Annotated in this window: 16 protein-coding genes and 3 tRNA genes; 13 read left to right on the forward strand and 6 right to left on the reverse strand. The window is 51.7% G+C overall.

What is annotated here, in order from left to right:
• Window positions 1-60: 60 nt before the first annotated feature.
• The 3 genes from PJE062_RS20325 to PJE062_RS20335 all read right to left on the reverse strand — a co-directional run bounded on the left by PJE062_RS20325 (window position 61) and on the right by PJE062_RS20335 (window position 4,476).
• Window positions 61-2,124: an adenylate/guanylate cyclase domain-containing protein gene (locus PJE062_RS20325; protein ID WP_008551368.1), complete on the reverse strand. Its 2,064-nt coding sequence runs from the start codon at window positions 2,122-2,124 to the stop codon at window positions 61-63.
• Window positions 2,125-2,382: 258 nt separating this feature from the next.
• Window positions 2,383-3,276, reverse strand: a complete 894-nt coding sequence (gene rpoH / locus PJE062_RS20330) for an RNA polymerase sigma factor RpoH (RefSeq protein ID WP_008551469.1) — start codon at window positions 3,274-3,276, stop codon at window positions 2,383-2,385.
• Between the two features lie 150 nt (window positions 3,277-3,426).
• Window positions 3,427-4,476, reverse strand: a complete 1,050-nt coding sequence (locus PJE062_RS20335; protein ID WP_008551481.1) for an RluA family pseudouridine synthase — start codon at window positions 4,474-4,476, stop codon at window positions 3,427-3,429.
• On the opposite strand from PJE062_RS20335, the gene PJE062_RS20340 reads away from it, so the two are divergent.
• The 4 genes from PJE062_RS20340 (at window position 4,475) to PJE062_RS20355 (ending at window position 5,292) form a co-directional block, all read left to right on the forward strand.
• Complete coding sequence (locus tag PJE062_RS20340) at window positions 4,475-4,831, forward strand: DUF6476 family protein (RefSeq protein ID WP_008551336.1); 357 nt, start codon at window positions 4,475-4,477, stop codon at window positions 4,829-4,831. The genes PJE062_RS20335 and PJE062_RS20340 overlap by 2 nt on opposite strands.
• 90 nt (window positions 4,832-4,921) lie before the next feature.
• Window positions 4,922-4,996 (forward strand) — tRNA-Glu (locus PJE062_RS20345).
• A gap of 73 nt (window positions 4,997-5,069) precedes the next feature.
• Window positions 5,070-5,144, forward strand: a tRNA-Glu gene (locus PJE062_RS20350).
• Between the two features lie 73 nt (window positions 5,145-5,217).
• Window positions 5,218-5,292, forward strand: a tRNA-Glu gene (locus tag PJE062_RS20355).
• 199 nt (window positions 5,293-5,491) lie between these two features.
• Here the strand turns inward: PJE062_RS20355 and PJE062_RS20360 are convergent.
• Window positions 5,492-5,761: a hypothetical protein gene (locus PJE062_RS20360; RefSeq protein WP_008551731.1), complete on the reverse strand. Its 270-nt coding sequence runs from the start codon at window positions 5,759-5,761 to the stop codon at window positions 5,492-5,494.
• A 292-nt stretch (window positions 5,762-6,053) separates the two neighbouring features.
• On the opposite strand from PJE062_RS20360, the gene PJE062_RS20365 reads away from it, so the two are divergent.
• The gene (locus PJE062_RS20365) at window positions 6,054-6,866 is read left to right on the forward strand and encodes a DeoR/GlpR family DNA-binding transcription regulator (protein WP_014286925.1); all 813 of its coding nucleotides are present in this window, start codon (window positions 6,054-6,056) and stop codon (window positions 6,864-6,866) included.
• Between the two features lie 84 nt (window positions 6,867-6,950).
• On the opposite strand, the gene PJE062_RS20370 is transcribed toward PJE062_RS20365, so the two are convergent.
• Complete coding sequence (locus PJE062_RS20370) at window positions 6,951-8,261, reverse strand: hypothetical protein (RefSeq protein ID WP_008551470.1); 1,311 nt, start codon at window positions 8,259-8,261, stop codon at window positions 6,951-6,953.
• Between the two features lie 106 nt (window positions 8,262-8,367).
• Window positions 8,368-8,961 (reverse strand): DUF1134 domain-containing protein, encoded by a 594-nt coding sequence (locus PJE062_RS20375; RefSeq protein ID WP_037037827.1) that lies wholly within the window; start codon window positions 8,959-8,961, stop codon window positions 8,368-8,370.
• A 245-nt stretch (window positions 8,962-9,206) separates the two neighbouring features.
• On the opposite strand from PJE062_RS20375, the gene PJE062_RS20380 reads away from it, so the two are divergent.
• The 8 genes from PJE062_RS20380 to PJE062_RS20415 all read left to right on the forward strand — a co-directional run bounded on the left by PJE062_RS20380 (window position 9,207) and on the right by PJE062_RS20415 (window position 17,600).
• On the forward strand, window positions 9,207-9,680 hold the full coding sequence (locus PJE062_RS20380) for a hypothetical protein (RefSeq protein WP_008551722.1): 474 nt from the start codon (window positions 9,207-9,209) through the stop codon (window positions 9,678-9,680).
• Window positions 9,681-9,773: 93 nt separating this feature from the next.
• Window positions 9,774-10,430, forward strand: a complete 657-nt coding sequence (gene chpT, locus PJE062_RS20385; RefSeq protein ID WP_008551467.1) for a histidine phosphotransferase ChpT — start codon at window positions 9,774-9,776, stop codon at window positions 10,428-10,430.
• Window positions 10,431-10,577: 147 nt separating this feature from the next.
• On the forward strand, window positions 10,578-13,337 hold the full coding sequence (locus tag PJE062_RS20390; protein ID WP_008551308.1) for a hybrid sensor histidine kinase/response regulator: 2,760 nt from the start codon (window positions 10,578-10,580) through the stop codon (window positions 13,335-13,337).
• Window positions 13,334-13,831 (forward strand): chemotaxis protein CheW, encoded by a 498-nt coding sequence (locus tag PJE062_RS20395; protein WP_008551425.1) that lies wholly within the window; start codon window positions 13,334-13,336, stop codon window positions 13,829-13,831. The genes PJE062_RS20390 and PJE062_RS20395 overlap by 4 nt, the downstream gene beginning before the upstream one ends.
• Before the next feature lie 30 nt (window positions 13,832-13,861).
• Window positions 13,862-14,227, forward strand: a complete 366-nt coding sequence (locus PJE062_RS20400) for a PleD family two-component system response regulator (protein WP_008551604.1) — start codon at window positions 13,862-13,864, stop codon at window positions 14,225-14,227.
• Window positions 14,228-14,230: 3 nt separating this feature from the next.
• Window positions 14,231-15,493 carry a chemotaxis response regulator protein-glutamate methylesterase gene (locus PJE062_RS20405; protein ID WP_008551507.1) on the forward strand — a complete coding sequence of 421 codons (1,263 nt, stop codon included), beginning with the start codon at window positions 14,231-14,233 and terminating at the stop codon, window positions 15,491-15,493.
• Complete coding sequence (locus PJE062_RS20410) at window positions 15,490-16,422, forward strand: protein-glutamate O-methyltransferase CheR (protein ID WP_008551369.1); 933 nt, start codon at window positions 15,490-15,492, stop codon at window positions 16,420-16,422. Before PJE062_RS20405 ends, PJE062_RS20410 begins: the two co-directional genes overlap by 4 nt.
• A 173-nt stretch (window positions 16,423-16,595) precedes the next feature.
• Window positions 16,596-17,600, forward strand: coding sequence for an MBL fold metallo-hydrolase (locus tag PJE062_RS20415; protein ID WP_008551692.1), 1,005 nt, complete (start codon window positions 16,596-16,598; stop codon window positions 17,598-17,600).
• Window position 17,601: the final 1 nt, after the last annotated feature.

A 17,601-nucleotide genomic window follows, 5' to 3' on the forward strand; every position in this document is an offset into this window, starting at 1 on the left:
TAAACCAATTATTGAGCCTCCGAGTTTCGGGGGCTCTTTTTATTTGTAGGCCAAATGCCGTTATTGCGCTGCATCCTTCACCGCTTCGTGCTGCGCCAGATCACTGAGGATGTACTTCTCAAAAGCCGCATAGATGGCGTTGTACTCGCCGTCAGAGAGGGCTTTGCATTCGTCGAGCAGGGTGAGTGCTTTTTTCTTGTCGTTCTCCTCAAAGAGCGCGAAGACCATATTGCAATGGGTGTTTTTGAGTTTGAGGAAATTTTCCGAAAAAGCGAGGGATGGATCACCTAGTAACGCAAACGAACGCATTAAATAACGGCTGGTTTTGACAGGGATCGTCTCCAGCGTCGCGAGCTCTTGCATCTGGCCGCGGGTGGTCTCGCAGATGAGGAGACTGTGGCCTGCCTCCTTGCAGTGGCGGGCTAAATCATCAGCTAAATCAACGGGTTTGCCGAGTGGCGCATATCTGAAGTGGCGCCTTGTGCCGGTTTCTCCGAGCGTTGCCAGGCCTGTTGAGATGCCGATATCGAGCGTGACCGCGTGATCCGTCATATTTTTCTGGTTGAAGTTGAAGCGATCTTTGACATTAAAACGCTTCATCTGCTTCTGCATTTCAATCGCCGTCCGACATGCATGCGCTGCATGGAACGGATCATCCAAAGGGGCGTTCCAGTAGGCGCTTAGGCCCGAGGTATTCAGCGTATTTAATGTTCCATCGTGGATATGGACTTCATCCAAATGAGCGGTTTGGAAGCTGTTAGAGAAGCTTGCGAGATCCTGAGGGGAGAGACCTTCATAATATCGATGAAAGTGCCTCAGGCGGGTTGAGAGGCTCGTGATCTCACGTTGTTGACCTTCCAATGGCAGTTGCTCTGATTTTGTAAGCAACTTCTGCATCTGTTTGGGTGCAAGAATACCTGCAAATCGCTCAGTTGTTTTGCTGCGGTGGCTTTTGAAGGTCACTCTTCTGATAGTGCAGGAGAGTGCGAAAATCAGCAGAATGATGAGCGATGGAAAGAATGGCTCCAGCGCTATGTTGTTAAGAGCAAACTGGTGAAATGCGACGCCATTCATCGCCAGCACTGCGATGGCCGCTATGGTCAGGCTAAGCCAGAAGCCTTGTGTTGCAGAAGCGAGCACGACAGCGCCACCGAAAATGATTAGTGCCGCAATCTCAGTGTATTGGCTCCACTTGGGAGTTGTGATGAAATTGCTAGATTGCAGCGTCTGGAGTGCCTGCGCGTGTCGTTCTGACACTCTTGTTTGTGTGCCCAGAACAAAAGTGCTGTTTGGCGCTGGAGGCCAGAGTTTAGAGGAGACTTTGTCTTGTAAGATGTCGTTTGCAGCAAAGATATAGGTACCGGATGAACTGCTGTTGTAAATCAGCATCTCACCCTTTGAGGTGACGGGAACTTGGAGTTCTGCACTTTCTAACGAGGTGCCTTGCTCCATATGGATCAACCGAAAATCATCGATTTTAGCTGAATTTAAGAGCTTCCAGGCTTGCAGTGCGAGTGAGGGAGCCGGGTTGGTTTTTCTCTTAAACTGCAGCTTGTAGAGCAGGGCAGATGAGCCTTCTACATAGTGTTCGTCATCTTGGAAACCAACAGCTTCGGAGAACCTTATGTAATTGGAAAGTGGAGGTTTTTCTGCTGTTGCATCGATCAAAGGACTGTTGAGCAACACAGGGTAATGGGAGATGATGGTTTGCAGCAGAAGATCGTGGTTTGGGTATGTCGCCCGCAAGGATGGCTGCAAGGTATCATAGGTTCTGCTTCTCAGCGTTGGTGAAGCAGGATCAGCCTTTCTGAAGTCGGCATCGATGATTAGTAACTCAGGATTATACTCCCCCAGCTTTTGAAGGATTTGCGCCAGCTCGAGACGCTGATACACCGGCTCCTGCGTTTGCTGGGATGATTCTGGTGTCAAATGGATCGTGTAGACTGGCGGCGCCGATGCTGTGTTTGGCCAGGCCAATTGCAGCGCGTTTTGGCTGAGGTATCCGACGTTTTCCAATACCTGCGGGTATAGGATGCGGAGCAGTATAGCTATAGCTATGATTAAGCAGGATACGACCGCAGCGAGTGCGCGGTTGGTTTGCGACAGCCAGCCAGAGCCGAACATTGTATTTCCCCCCAAGAGGGGAAGCGACCCAACTCACATAAAATCCCCTCATCATTAACCTTAGGAGAGCACCTGGGGGACGACAAGCTTGGCTGTTTATTTAAAAGGATGTTCCTACAGATGATCTGTATTTTAAGTTAATTCAGCTCAAATTGTGTACATGTAAGCGTTACAATGCAGACAGCATCCATCGTGGCTGTGCAATCAGCGTCCATTTTCATCTGGCTGAGAAACGTACCCCCTGAGCGGGAGTACGTGTTATGCACTTGCGTGTTGGGCCGCCATTGCCATTGCGCTTTCCTGAACGGCCTTCTGGACCTTTTCAAAAGCACGCACTTCAATCTGGCGAACACGTTCGCGGCTGACACCAAACTCGGTGGAAAGCTCTTCCAGAGTGATTGGGTTCTCTGACAGACGACGGGCTTCAAAAATGCGAGTTTCACGTTCATTCAGAACGCTCATCGCATTTTTCAGCATATCGCGGCGCACGTCATACTCTTCCTGCTCAGCAAGCACAGCTTCCTGGCTTTCGGAGTCGTCAACGAGCCAATCCTGCCATTCGCTGGACTCACCTTCGCTGGAGCGCAGTGGTGCGTTCAGAGAAGAGTCGCCACCCAAACGGCGGTTCATGGAAACAACTTCGTTTTCCGTTACGCCGAGCGTTGTTGCAATCTGCTGGACCTGTTCCGGACGCAGATCACCGTCTTCAAATGCCTGAATTTTGCCTTTGACGCGGCGCAGGTTGAAGAATAGGCGTTTCTGGTTTGCAGTGGTGCCCATTTTAACCAGTGACCAAGTGCGCAAGATGTATTCCTGAATGGAGGCTTTGATCCACCACATCGCATAGGTTGCCAGTCGGAAGCCTTTGTCCGGCTCAAAACGTTTTACAGCCTGCATCAGGCCTACGTTACCTTCGGAGATGACTTCGCCCAGTGGCAAGCCATAGCCGCGATAACCCATTGCGATCTTTGCAACGAGGCGCAGGTGAGAATTTACAAGTTTTTCGGCAGCTTTAGGTTCATCGTGTTCCCGGTAGCGCTTGGCGAGCATGTACTCTTCCTGCGGCTGAAGCATCGGGAATTTTCTAATCTCATCTAAATAGCGGCTTAAGCCGCCTTCGCCACCCGTGAGGGCTGGTAGGTTACGGGCCATAAAGCACCCCTCCTTGCTTAGTGTTCCCGCCTGATCGAGGGATCAGGCTTTTCGGCAAACACACATTGGTGCCTCCAGATGAAGCGCACCTGAAGTTTCTATATGGGAACATTGTGGCCAAAACGCTACCAGATCGGCAATTTTTTTGGCCTAAATTTTTCGTAATGATTGAAGAATACCAGCAAAATCAGCGGGTAACTCCGATTCAAACTTCATGAATTCCTGCGTTCTTGGGTGCGCAAACGCCAAAAGTCCTGCATGAAGAGCTTGTCGTTTGAACTCCGCCAACTGGGTTTTCAGTGGTTCGTGGAATTTATTGTATTTAGTTCTGAACCCAGAACCGTAATCCATATCACCTATTAGCGGATTTCCGATGTGGGACATGTGTACGCGGATTTGGTGGGTGCGGCCTGTTTCAAGGCGACATTCAATGAGACTTGCGACGGCAGCTTCATCCTGCGGACCAAAACGCTCCTGAACCTGCCAATGGGTAATTGCATGGCGGCCACCTGTTTTCAGGACGGAGATCTTCTGGCGGTTTGCGGTGGAGCGGGCGAGGTTGGCGTCTACGGTGCCCTTTGCTGCAGTAGGTGCACCCCAAACAAGCGCCTTATATGCGCGTTCCAACGGACCGGTTCTGCCGTGGTCGGCAAACTGAGCTGCGAGGCCTTGGTGTGCCATGTCATTTTTAGCGATGACGAGCAGGCCTGTGGTGTCTTTATCAATGCGATGAACGATGCCAGGGCGCTTGACGCCGCCGATGCCGGAAAGGGAAGAGCCGCAATGGTGGATCAGTGCGTTGACTAGTGTGCCAGTAGGATTGCCGGCACCAGGATGCACGACAAGGCCTGCTGGTTTATCGATGACGATCAGGTCTTCGTCCTCATAAACGATCGTCAGAGGGATATCTTCAGGCTGTGGTTCAGCTGCTTCTGGCTCCGGGACAATAAGAGTGATTGTATCTCCGGCACAGACTCTATATTTAGGCTCCAACACCGTGCGTTGGCCAATTTGAACCTGACCAGCCCGGATCAAGGCTTGAAGTCGGTTGCGACTGAAGTCATCTATATGCGCAGCGAGCACAGCATCCAGACGGCGACCGGTGTCTTCCGGTTCTGGCGTGATGACTGTTGGTTGCTGCTCATTGGCAATTACAGAGTTTGTGAGTGGCTGGGTGCCCTCAGGAGATTTATCGTTCATGCGTGATCCTAATACTGACAGCGACGAGACTGTACAGGACGAACTTGATCCAGCAGCTTTGAGGCTTCAAGCGAAGCTCCGCCGCCTGTTGATGGGGTCAAGCCTTGTCATGGTGCTCGGCTTATTAGCTGTCTTTGCGGCCATCTTCTATAAGATTAACGCCAATAATTCCAATGTTAGCGCAGATAATATTGCTGCAACAATTGCGATTGGCGCTGAAGCACAGGTTATCTCCGTGACCCAGATGGACGGAAATCTGGTTGTGCTGGTGAAAGAAGGTGCGTCACAAGCACTTGTCTATATCGACCCTGTGACGGGCCGAAAAATCGCACGCACTGATTTTGTTGCGAGATAGGTGGATAAACCCCCTTTTCTTTTGAGGAGGGGGCTTGCCAAGCGGGGAATTAGCCAATATACCCCCGTCCATCGCGAGAGCGAAGCTTAGGCGCCCATCGTCTAGCGGTTAGGACGCCGCCCTTTCACGGCGGAAACAGGGGTTCGATTCCCCTTGGGCGTACCAAAAGCTTTATCAGCGATACCAAGCAGTTATCTGCTTGAAGACAAGACTTTGTAAAAGTCTTCTCACTATGTGAGCGCCCATCGTCTAGCGGTTAGGACGCCGCCCTTTCACGGCGGAAACAGGGGTTCGATTCCCCTTGGGCGTACCATAGTTGTCTTCGAATTACCGGGCAGTTATCTGCTCGAAGACAGAGCTTTTTAAAAGTTCTCTCACTCACGTGAGCGCCCATCGTCTAGCGGTTAGGACGCCGCCCTTTCACGGCGGAAACAGGGGTTCGATTCCCCTTGGGCGTACCACTACTTTTCTTCCCAATACATCGTTACTGAGATAGTAAGCAGCATTGAGCTCGCGTGCATTTTTGCTCAAGGCAAAGCGCATGTCAGCCATGGTATGTGGTGTTTGCTTGGATGTTGTTTGAGGATGGTTCCCCTAGATGGGGGGATGCAGCACTTCAAGGATAGACGTGTTTGCAGCAGGAAAGCCCAAAGGTGCGGTTTAGAACCAGCGACCGTTTAATCCTGCGCCGAGGTGGTGGTCTTCTTTATCGCCGTCAACTTCATTCCAGAGCTTTTCGTCACTCTGAGTTTCGTTGCTGACGGTCTTTGCCAGACTTTCACTGAGCTGAGCATTCATTTCTTTCAAGTCATCGATGTTGTCGAGAACTTCGATGCGGGCCTCAGCAGTCTGGAGTTTGCTTTTCAGTGCGGCTGGTTTCTTCGCAGAATACCGATTGGCACTGTGTTGCCGTTCCATTACGCGGGTCACAGTTCGTCCCTCTTAGATTTTCTAGCTGAACTTTGATAAGACAGTGTATTGATCCGCGTGAGCTTTAACGGACTTCTTTGGGCGGTATCATGACAAAGATGGAAAAAGTTGCAGCTTGTCCCCTTTTTGTGACGTATTAATACTAAGAGTAGGGGAGCAGAGGCAAGAGGACTTTTGTTTTGAACTCATCTAATAGTCGTCTGGATGCTTCTGTGCTTTTGGCTATAGTACTGTGAAACATCGCAGATTATAGACTGGTGGCAATGTACAAAAAAATTATCGGACTTGATTCATGATGCTGGTTTCGCGCCACAACTCTATTCTTGATATTGCCCGAGAGACCGGGAAGGTGGAAGTTGACGAACTCGCCACGCGCTTTTCTGTGTCTCCTCAGACAATCCGCAAAGACCTGAAAGAGTTGAGCGACCAAGGGCTGCTGACCCGCGTACATGGTGGGGCGCTGCTGGCGTTTGGCGTTGAGAACCTGGGCTATTCCGCACGTAAAGATCTGGCAGGCAAAGAGAAGGAAGCCATCGGGCAAGCCGCTGCTGACCTGATCCCAGATCGTGCATCGCTCTTTGTGAACATCGGGACGACCACTGAGGCAGTAGCGCGGGCTTTGATCCAGCGTACAGGCCTTATGATCATCACCAACAACCTCAATGTGGCGAGCACGTTACGACCATTCTCAGAGAATGAAGTGATCATCTCTGGCGGATTGGTGCGTGCAACAGATGGAGGCATTGTGGGTGAGGCTGCTGCGGACTTCATCAGGCAGTTTAAGGTTGACTACGCTGTGATTGGTGTGTCTGCGCTGGATCGTGATGGAGCGCTGTTGGACTACGATTACCGCGAAGTGCGGGTTGCTCAGGCGATTATTGAGAATGCGCGGCATGTTATTCTGGTCGCTGACCAGACCAAGTTCGAGCGGTCTGCTCCTGTACGGATTGGTCATATTGCGCAAGTGGATACGTTTGTGACGGATACGCTGGTCTCGCAGGATTACCGTCAATTGCTGGCGGATAATGAAGTGCGACTGGTGGAAGTGGCCGGTAAATCGCAACAGGATGCAAGTGGAGGCTCTAAGAGCCCGACAGAAGCCTGAACTGGCTAACGCAGCATTCTGATAGTGGATACGAAAAAGGCGCCGTTTGAGGCGCCTTTTGTTTGAGATGTGTGAAGCCGAAGGTTAGCCGCGGGAGCTGCTGGTCTTTCTTGCGTCTGCGATGCGTTCAGCAAGGTTCTTGTCTGGCTCTGGTGCAGGCGTTGCTTTGTCAGCTTTTGCCGCTGGAGCGCTCTTTGCTGCTGCAGGCTTACGGGTGCGTGGCTTTGTGGTTTTAGCCGGAGCACGTCTGGTGCGCGTGGTTTTGGGCTTTGTTGCCTCAGCCTTCGGTGTGCTTGCTGCGATTGTGCTGAGGTCTTTCAGGACCTCATCGTACTTTTCTGCAAGCGGAGGATTTTCTGCAATTGCCTTTGCTGTGATCTGGGCAGCAAGATCTTTCAGCTCATTGCGCAGATCAACGGCTTCCTCGATCTTGGAGGTGCTGTTGGCGCGTTCTTCGAGTTGCTTGGTCAGCTTCTCGATTGTTTTCTTTGCTTCTTCCAGATCGGTTTCGAGAGTTTTCATATGCTCAGGCGTTTTGATATTCGGATTTCTGGTGGTGCGCTTGGCAGCTTTTTCTTTGGCTGCCTTCTCTTGCTGAAGGGCGTGTTTCAGGTCATCACGCTCGCGTTCCAATGAGCTGTAGCGGCTTTTAAGTTTGGTGAAAGATTGTGAGGCCAGTTCCGCTGCCTCTGCCGGAGAGGTTGGCTGATGCTTGGTTTCTGCTTCTGCCGTCATCTCTGAAACCTGCTGAGAGATCTGAGTTGCGAGCTCTGCAAGCGGGTTGTCCATATCCTGAAGTTCTGAAGTGTCGATTGGGCCAACAGGCTTGGTCACACCTTCTTCGTCCTTCAGTTCAGCATCAAGCTCGCGGGTCTTTTCTGCGGCGGCCTGCTTGTTGAGCTGGATAATCTCAGCGGATGCCTTCTGGTCGGCTGTCTGTTCAGCACCTGCAGTTTCCAACTCTGCTTCTGGCTCCGTGGTGATGCGGTCATCAGCGGAGAAGGGAATTGGTTCAGATGGATTTCTACGACGCAGGAAGCGTGTTGCCTTCTGAGCCATGTTTTTGCGCTCGCGGGCGGACTTGAGTTGCACGACGCTCAGCTCTTCCTTCAGCTCAGCGAGTTGTGCCTCGGCAGTTGCGCGGGCGGATGCATTTTCAGCGAGCTTTTCTGTCATGCCTTCCAAGCGAACTTCCATCTGACGGATCGCGATGGCGTGCTGCGCGCGCAGCGCATCTTTTGCCATGGTGGCGCGGGCATAGCTTATCGGGTTGGACGTCTCAATCGCTTTGCGCGTGAGGCGTACAGCACGGCCCCAAATAAAGGGGAGGGCAGCGAGCGCTAGAATGCTCGCGAGGAAGAAACCCAGTGCAATGTATAGTGCAATTTCAATCACAAACTATGCCTGATCTGTTTAACGGGTGTGAGGGTCTGCAGCAGACTTAAGCGCATTCTCTCACACACTAACTTGCCAAAATATAACTAACGCAGGGTTAGTTATATCAGAAAGGATTCCATGTTGGCTTCCTAGTAAATTTCAAATAGCCCATGTTGAGGCCAAGGCGGGCACCAACGCCTGCACGAACCGGCACAACAAAGATGTCGTTGTTGGACAGAACCTGCATGCCGAAGCCGCCTACGAGGTAAGCGGAACCCTTTGCACCAACATAGCGGCGATAAATGGCATCGACACTTGGCAGATCGTAGACCAGCATCATCACGCGTGCGCCGTCGCCGCCAACGTCGAAGCCCAGGGATGGTCCCTGCCAGAAAATCTGGTGGTTGCCTGCGTTGCGGGTGTAAAGCGTGCCTTCACCATACGCAGCGCCTGCGAAGAAAGCAGCGGAGCCTTCCTGGCCCAGAATATAGCCGTTTGGCTCACCGTATTGCTGAACAGCACGTTCCACGACCTGTGCCAGACCGGTGGAGATGGAGCCAAAGAAGTCATGACCTGCGGAGAGGATGTCTTGCTCGTGGTAGCGTGACTGATCAACAGCCGCTTGTGCATATGAATGTGTGTTGAGCGCCAGCAGAGCGAAAATGGCGCAAAGGACGATTGCAGCTTTGTTGCGCAGATTGGCGAACAGGCTCGTCATCATGCCAACGTCTCCTTCCAAGAAACCCGAGAATTTGGATTGTTCAGAGCAAATCCAATGTTAAGGGCATAGTGCAACTTTTAGGTACAACAAGTTATAGTGCCTTACATCTACCTAGTGGTTAATCACGGTATAGCTGGGTAAATGATGTGCATCCCGTTGGCCAGGCGTCGCGAATTTTGTATCTCTGTCAAACTTGCCGGTTTAGTTAATGCAGGTGATTCGGACTCTGGATGGACATTCTCATGATTTCTGATGTTTTCTACAGAAAATTTGTGCGTACAGGCCGAATTGCGTGGTGCTCTCTCCTTTTTTTGTGTGCTGCCTCAGCATTCGCTTATGCGCAGGAACGGTTCACCTACACGCTGTCCATGTGCGATCCAGTGTCCTATCAGGTCTCGGAAACTCCGGAAAAGGGGCGTGAAGACCTGTCACTCTCATGGGGTGGTCGGGTTTGGGCGTTCGCCAATGAAGGTAACCGGGAAGCGTTCAAGCACGATCCAGAGGTCTATGCCCCATTATTTCAGGGATGCGATGCCCTCTCACTTGCGCAAGGCTACCGAGCTGAGGGATTGGCGAAAATCTACCTTGTCTATAACCAGCGGTTATTGCTGTTTCAGAGCCGTGAACACCGCGCTTTGTTTCTGACGGCGCCGGACATTTTGCTTGCAAAGGCACAAAGTCGTGCACGCGATGTAAAATGCGGTCCATATCAATGATGTCCAGCTTGGAATTAAACCAGCAGGCTTGTACCTTTTTCGCCACATCACGAATCAATCATAGGGCCAGTTGGCCAAAGTTCTGGAGCGGTTATGTCAGTATTTAAGGAATTGTCTTCTCTTGATCTTGCCGCACTCGTCGCAAGCCGTGTATGCCATGACATTATCTCACCTGTCGGGGCGATTACAAACGGTCTGGAAGTGCTGGATGAAGAAGGCAATGAGGACATGGCAGACTTTGCGATGGACCTTATTCGTAAATCAGCCCGCCAAGCTTCTGCAAAACTTCAGTTTGCGCGCCTCGCATTTGGTGCTGCCGGATCTGCCGGCGCTTCCATTGATCTGGGTGATGCGCAGGAAGTTGCTGTTGGATACATGAGCAATGAGAAGGCAAATCTTGAGTGGACCATGCCGCGTCTGCTGTTGCCTAAGAATCAGGTGAAGCTGATCCTGAACCTGCTTTTGCTCATGAATCAGTGTGTTCCACGGGGTGGTACCATTACCATCAGTATGGAAGGGGATGAGAGCGCTCCGAACTTTCTCCTTAAAGCTGAAGGTACGAATGCGCGAATCCCTCAGGTTGTAAGTGAGATTCTTTCCGGTCAGGAGCCTGAACGGGTAGATGCCCACACTGTTCAACCGATCTATGCGGTTTTGTTGGCAGGTGAAGCTGGCTTAAATATTGAGCTGGAGAAAGACGGTGACGCCGTCATATGCAAGGCAAATACTCAGGTTTCTGAGTCTGCCTGATCAACTGTCAAAAACAACCATTTATTGTAGGTTGGATGAATCTTACAATCTTTCAACCTATGTTAACCGTTTGGCTTAACACTCAACCTTAGTGAAATTTAGGAGTCTCGTTTTGAGGCTCCCCTAAGCATTGAGTGGGTGCGGGCCATGGACGATCTTCTCAGAGAGTTTCTCACTGAGACCAATGAAAGCCTGGATGTTGTAGACGTTGAGTTGGTGAAGTTTGAGCAAGAGCCAAACAACGCCACCATTCTGGATAACATTTTCAGGTTAGTGCATACAATCAAAGGCACTTGTGGGTTCTTGGGCCTGCCGCGTCTGGAAGCGATTGCTCATGCTGCTGAAACTCTTATGGGCAAGTTCCGCGATGGTGTTCCTGTAACACACGAAGCGGTTACGCTTGTTCTTGCTTCAATCGATCGCATTAAAGATATTCTTGCTGATCTTGAAGCTGCAAACGGTACTGAGCCTGAAGGTGCAGACCGTGATCTCATTGATGAGTTGGAACGACTTTCCCTAAGCGCTGACAACGATGATATGGCTGACGAAATGGCGGCAGCTATGGCAGAGGAAAAAGCTGCTGAAGAAGAAGTCGGCACCGATATCTATCAGGTTCTGGAGCGGCCATTGCGCCCTGGCGAAGTATCGCTGGATGAGTTGGAGCGCGCCTTCCAGGAAGCTGAAGTCGAAATCGAAATGCCTGATCCGGCTGAAGATGCAGAGGACGAAGCGGAAGCAATGGATGCCGCTCCTGAAGCTGCGCCTCAGGCAGAAGCTCCGGTTGCGAAGAAAGCTGAAGCTAAGCCGAAAAACCCAAGCGCAAAGGGTAAGGCTTCCAGTCAGGGTGTTTCTAATCAGTCCATTCGTGTGAATGTTGAGACACTTGAACACCTAATGACCATGGTGTCCGAGCTGGTGCTGACACGTAACCAGCTGCTGGAGATCGTTCGTCGTCATGAAGACAGCGAGTTCAAGGTTCCGCTACAGCGTCTGTCCAATGTAACCGGTGAGTTGCAGGAAGGGGTCATGAAGACCCGCATGCAGCCAATCGGCAACGCATGGCAGAAGCTTCCACGTATTGTTCGCGATCTTTCTCAGGAACTTGATAAGCCAATCGGTCTTGAGATGATTGGTGCGGAGACAGAACTTGATCGTCAGGTTCTGGAACTCATCAAAGATCCGCTGACCCACATGATCCGCAACTCTGCAGACCACGGTCTGGAAGAGCCTGCTGACCGTGTTGCTGCTGGTAAGCCAGAGAAGGGCAACATCACCCTTTCCGCTTATCACGAAGGCGGTCACATCATCATCGAAGTGAAGGATGATGGTCGTGGTCTGAACCTTGAGAAGATCAAGGAAAAAGCACTTAAAAACGGTGTGACCACCGAAGCCGAACTGGAAAAGATGGCAGATCAGCAGATCTACAAGTTCATCTTTGCAGCAGGCTTCTCGACAGCGACTAACGTGACCAGTGTTTCTGGTCGTGGCGTTGGTATGGACGTTGTGCGCAACAACGTTGAGCTGATCGGTGGTTCTATCGACCTTCGCTCCACTCCGGGCAAGGGTTCCAGCTTCATCATCAAGATCCCGCTGACGCTGGCGATTGTGTCTACACTGATCGTTGAGGCTGGTGGTGATCGCTACGCTATTCCGCAGCTCTCCGTTGTTGAACTGGTGCGTGTACAGTCCAACTCCGAGCACCGCATTGAACGCCTGAAGGATCGCCCGGTTCTGCGTCTGCGTAACAAGTTGCTGCCTCTGGTTCACATGTCTCAGCTGCTTGGTCAGACTGAGGAAGCTGATCTGGATGAAGATAACGGCTTCATTGTTGTTATGCAGGTTGGTAGCCAGACCTTCGGTGTTGTGGTGGACGGCGTGTTCCATACCGAAGAGATTGTTGTGAAGCCAATGTCTTCCATGCTGCGCAACATCAACATGTTCTCAGGCAACACCATCCTGGGTGATGGCTCTGTGATCATGATCATCGATCCGAACGGTGTTGCAAGCGCGATGGCAAGCCATGCTTCCGGTACGCTGACCGATACCTTCGAAGATGAGCAGGATAACGAGGAAGCTCGTGTGATTGATGCGGATGCTCCAATTTCACTGCTGCTGTTCCGTGCCGGTTCTGAAGAGCCTAAGGCTGTTCCGCTGTCACTGGTGACACGTCTTGAAGAGTTTGATGTCTCTAAGATCGAGCATTCCAATGGCCGTGATCTGGTTCAGTACCGTGGCTCTCTGATGCCGCTGGTTTATGTAAACGAAGGTGATCGTCATAAGCCTGAGGGTACTCAGCCGATGCTGGTGTTCTCCGACAATGGTCGTTCCATGGGTCTGGTTGTTGATCAGATTGTTGACATTGTTGAAGATCGGATGACCATTGAAGTGGTTTCCGAGCGTCAGGGTGTGCTTGGTTCTGCGATCATTCGTGAGCGTGCAACTGAAGTTATCGACCTTGGTTATTATCTGCCGCTGGCATTTGATGACTGGTTCATGCGCAAAGAGATCGACACAACCACCAAGGTGAGAAAGCTTCTCTTCCTTGATGACAGTGCGTTCTTCCGCAACATGCTGACACCGGTTCTGAAAGCGGCTGGTTATGATGTCACCGTTTGCTCCAGCGCTCAGAGCGCATACGAGCTGATGGAAAAAGGCACCGATTTTGCTGCGATCGTAACTGACATCGAAATGCCAGATATCAGCGGCTACGAGTTCTGTGAGAGCCTGCGTCGTGATACGCGCTTCCGCCATCTGCCGATCATCGCACTGTCTGCTGTTGTGACACCAGCTTCTATCGAAAAAGGCCGTCAGGCTGGCTTTGATGACTATGTCGCCAAGTTTGACCGTCCTGGTCTGCTGGCTGCGCTCAAAGATGTTTTGACCAGTGAAATGGGAGTTGCAGCATGACAACTCATAAACTCTCCGCCGTCGAAGACGAAGACAACCGTCAGGGCAGTGCCGATCACATCCAGTATGTGACTGTGGTGATTGGCAGCCAGCTGTTTGGTCTGCCTATCTCTCAGGTTCATGACGTGTTTGTTCCTGAAAAAGTTACACAGGTTCCGCTGGCACCGCCTGAAGTGGAAGGCGTGCTGAACCTGCGCGGGCGCATCGTGACTGCCATCAATATGCGTCGCAAGCTTCATCTCAAGCCAAATGATGCTGATCAGGGCATGATGGCTGTTGGTATTGAGTACAAAGGGGAGTCCTATGGCCTTGTTATTGATGCCGTAGGAGAGGTACTCAACTTGCCGAGAAATGAGATGGAAGCAAACCCATCCAACCTTGATTTCCGTTGGGCTGAGATTTCCGGCGGGGTTCATCGTCTGGACGGGCGACTGATGGTGGTACTGGATGTAGACCGTCTGTTGAGCTCCCTTATTGAACCTAAAGCTGCGTAAGCGCACCTTCGAAGCGAGAGAGCCGATTTAATGAAAAAGTGTCTGGTTGTTGACGATTCCAGCGTAATCCGCAAAGTGGCCCGCCGCATTCTGGAGGACATTGGATTTGAGATCACCGAGGCTGAGGACGGACAGAAGGCACTGGATGCTTGTAAAGCTTCAATGCCGGATGCGGTTCTGTTGGACTGGAATATGCCTGTAATGGACGGGCTGGAGTTTTTGGCCAAACTGCGTGAAGAAGATGGCGGTGAGGAGCCGGTTGTTGTGTTCTGTACGACAGAAAACGACGTTGCTCATATCACCAAAGCGATCCGCGCTGGTGCGAACGAATACATCATGAAACCGTTTGATCGGGAGATTCTTTCAGCGAAATTTCAGGAAGTTGGATTGGTCTAAGTAATGGATATGGGCCGGCTGGGCATGTATGCAAAAGTTGAGGAGCCAAAGACGGAGAGATCCGGTCATGCGGCACCTATCCGGGTCATGGTCGTAGACGATTCCGTTGTCATTCGTGGGTTGTTCAGCAGATGGATTGAGGCAGATCCTGAGCTGGAAGTTGTTGCAACTCACAGAAATGGTGAGCTGGCAGTAAAAGATATTGAACGCAGCAACCCGGACGTTGTTGTGCTCGACGTTGAAATGCCTGTGATGGATGGCCTGACAGCTCTTCCGAAGCTTCTAGAAAAGAAACGCGATCTCATCATCGTGATGGCTTCCACGCTGACGCGCCGGAACGCCGAAGTAAGTTTGAAGGCTCTTTCTCTTGGTGCCACTGACTATGTCGCCAAGCCGGAAACTACTGGCCAGACAGCCAGTGCTACCGAGTTTCAGAGAGAGCTGCTGGAGAAACTGCGCTTGCTTGGACGTGGGGGAAAACGTCTTAAGCGCACGACCATTAAACCAGCGGCTGAGCCTGTACGCAGAATGCGTGCGGAGATCGTCAATGATCCGCACAAACGACGGACTGAAACCTCTGTTGACCGGGCAGAGACGCGTGCAGCATTGCGCCGTCCGCGGACAATGGGGCTTCAATCAGCTGCAAAGCAAGAGATTACGCTACGGCCATATTCTTCGGTCGTGCCGAGAGCTCTTGTGATTGGTAGCTCCACGGGAGGGCCGCAGGCACTTCAGCGTGTGCTGACTGATGCACGCGATGGTTTGCTCAAGGTTCCTGTTGTGATCACGCAGCATATGCCGCGGACGTTCACGACAATTCTTGCGGAGCATTTGCATAAGCAACTTCAGCTTCCTTCAAAAGAAGCTGAGCACATGGATGTATTGAAACCTGGGCACGTGTACATCGCGCCAGGCGGAATTCATTTGAAAATCGGCAAGCAGAACGGGCAGGCGGTTTCGCTGCTTGAAGACGGAGCTCCCGTCAACTTCTGTAAGCCATCTGTGGATCCACTTTTTGAAAGTGCAGCCGAAGTATTCGGTACCGCGTGTTTGGCACTCGTTTTGACCGGCATGGGCAGTGATGGCGCAAATGGCGTCAATGTAATTGCCGGTAAGGGCGGAAGCGTCATAGCGCAGGATGAGGCCTCCAGTGTTGTCTGGGGAATGCCAGGAGCTGCTGCCCGTACAGGGAACTGCAGCGGCATCGTGCCTCTTGATCAGATTGGTGCACAAGTCAAGCGTATCTTAAAAGGAGCCGCGCGATGATGACTTCTGAATATGATTTCTTGAAGAAATTTTTGAAATCCCGTAGCGGCCTCGTTCTTTCCGATGAAAAGCAGTATCTGGTCGAAAGCCGACTGATGCCTGTAGCTCGTCGTCATAATCTCAATGGATTGAGTGAGCTTATTCTTGCGATCAGCAAGCCGGGCTCCATGTCCCTGCAGAATGACGTTGTTGAAGCGATGACGACGAACGAGTCATTCTTCTTCCGTGACAAGAGCCCTTTCGAGAACTTCCGGAATGTGATGCTTCCTCACTTGCTTGAGGCACGTAAGTCACGCCGGAGTGCGCGCATCTGGTGTGCGGCGGCTTCGACTGGTCAGGAGCCTTATTCCCTCAGCATGTATCTGAAAGAAGACAAGGCGAAGGTTGGTTCGTTCCGCTTTGAGATTCTGGGTACCGACATTTCGACCGAAGTGCTGGAGAAAGCTCGCACTGGCATTTACAGCCAGTTCGAAGTTCAGCGCGGTCTGCCTATTCAGATGCTGCTGAAGTACTTCTCTCAGCAGGGTGAACTTTGGCAGATGGCTCCGGAAATCCGGGCAATGGTGCAGTGGCGCAAGCTGAACCTGCTGGAGAACTTCAGCCATCTGGGTGAGTTTGATATCATCTTCTGTCGTAACGTGCTGATCTACTTCGACCAGCAGACCAAGATCGATGTGCTGAACCGCATCTATCGTCAGCTGCCGGATGATGGCTTCCTGGTGCTTGGTGCAGCGGAAACTGTTGTTGGTTTGACCGATGGCTTTGAGCCTTATCCGAACCTTCGCGGTGTATACCGCAAGAAGCAAGCTGCAAGCCGTCCGGCTGGTTCGACAAGCTTTACGCGGTCTACGGCAACTTCGCCTAGTACACCGGGTACGACCCGGCCAACTATTCAGGCTTTGGCGGGCGGGTCTCGCTTCTCAGCTTAAGATCAAGAATTGGGCCAGCGTGAAGCTGGCCTTTTTTATTTGCGCATCGCTTCATTCGCTCGCAATTCAAATTCAATATGAGCGAATTCCTCCAAAAGATCCTCAGAGTTTCCCGTTAGTTTGACGCCGCTGAATGCCTGTTATCCGGGCACCGGGCCGAGGGAGTTTGAGTGATGAGTTCTCGTGATTTCTTTAAGCTGAGCAGACGGTCTGCCCTTGCTTTAGGCGCTGGCGGTTTGCTTGCGACAGGAATGAGGAGTTTGGATGTGGCTGCGGAAATTCCGATTGAACGATCCAATCAACACGCCCCAGCCACCGAGTTTCAGCTCGGTGAGTTCAAAGTGTATGCGCTCTTGGACGGCACCTTTGTTGCGGAGCATCCGCAGGATACGTTTGGTATGGACCAGACGAGTGAGGTGTTTGACAAGGCCAGTCAGGACCACTTCATCTCCTCTACCAAGTTCAGAGGCTTTTTCACGCCGGTTCTGGTTAATACCGGCAATGGGCTGGTTCTGTTTGATACGGGAAGAGGTGTTCTTTCTCAGCCACAAAGCGGGAACTTGCTGAAAGCGCTTGCGACGGCGGGTATTCGTCCCGGTGATATCGATGTTGTGGTGCTGACGCACATGCATGCGGACCATACGGGCGGTCTGATGCAAAACGGCATTCCTACCTTTGCCAACGCGACGTATGTGACGAACCCGATTGAGTTCAACTACTGGGAAAAGCTTGGTCCTGCAGCGAACCAAAGTGCGCGGGTGTTTGCGGAGAATGTTCTGCCGATCAAAGATAAATTCGACTTCATCAATCCGGGTGATCAGGTGGTGCCCGGCATTACAGCAATTGAGGCATACGGCCATACGCCGGGGCATACGGTGTATTCGGTGGAAGCCAATGGGCGAAAGCTCATGCTGACTGCGGATACCGCGAACCACTTTGTTTGGTCCTTAGCCTATCCAGATTGGCGTGTTGTGTTTGATATCGACAAAGCACGGGCTGCAGAAACGCGCCGGCGCATCTTTGGGATGATTGCCGAGGAGCGCATTCCTTTCATCGGCTATCACATGCCTTTCCCTGCACTGGGGTTTGTTGAGGCTGTTGGAGACGGGTTCCGGTTCGTTCCTGGAACTTATCAATTGCAGCTTGGCAATGAGGATGAGCAGGACCGGCCTGAGTAAT

It is taken from the genome of Pseudovibrio sp. JE062, assembly GCF_000156235.1.
GTDB lineage: Bacteria > Pseudomonadota > Alphaproteobacteria > Rhizobiales > Stappiaceae > Pseudovibrio.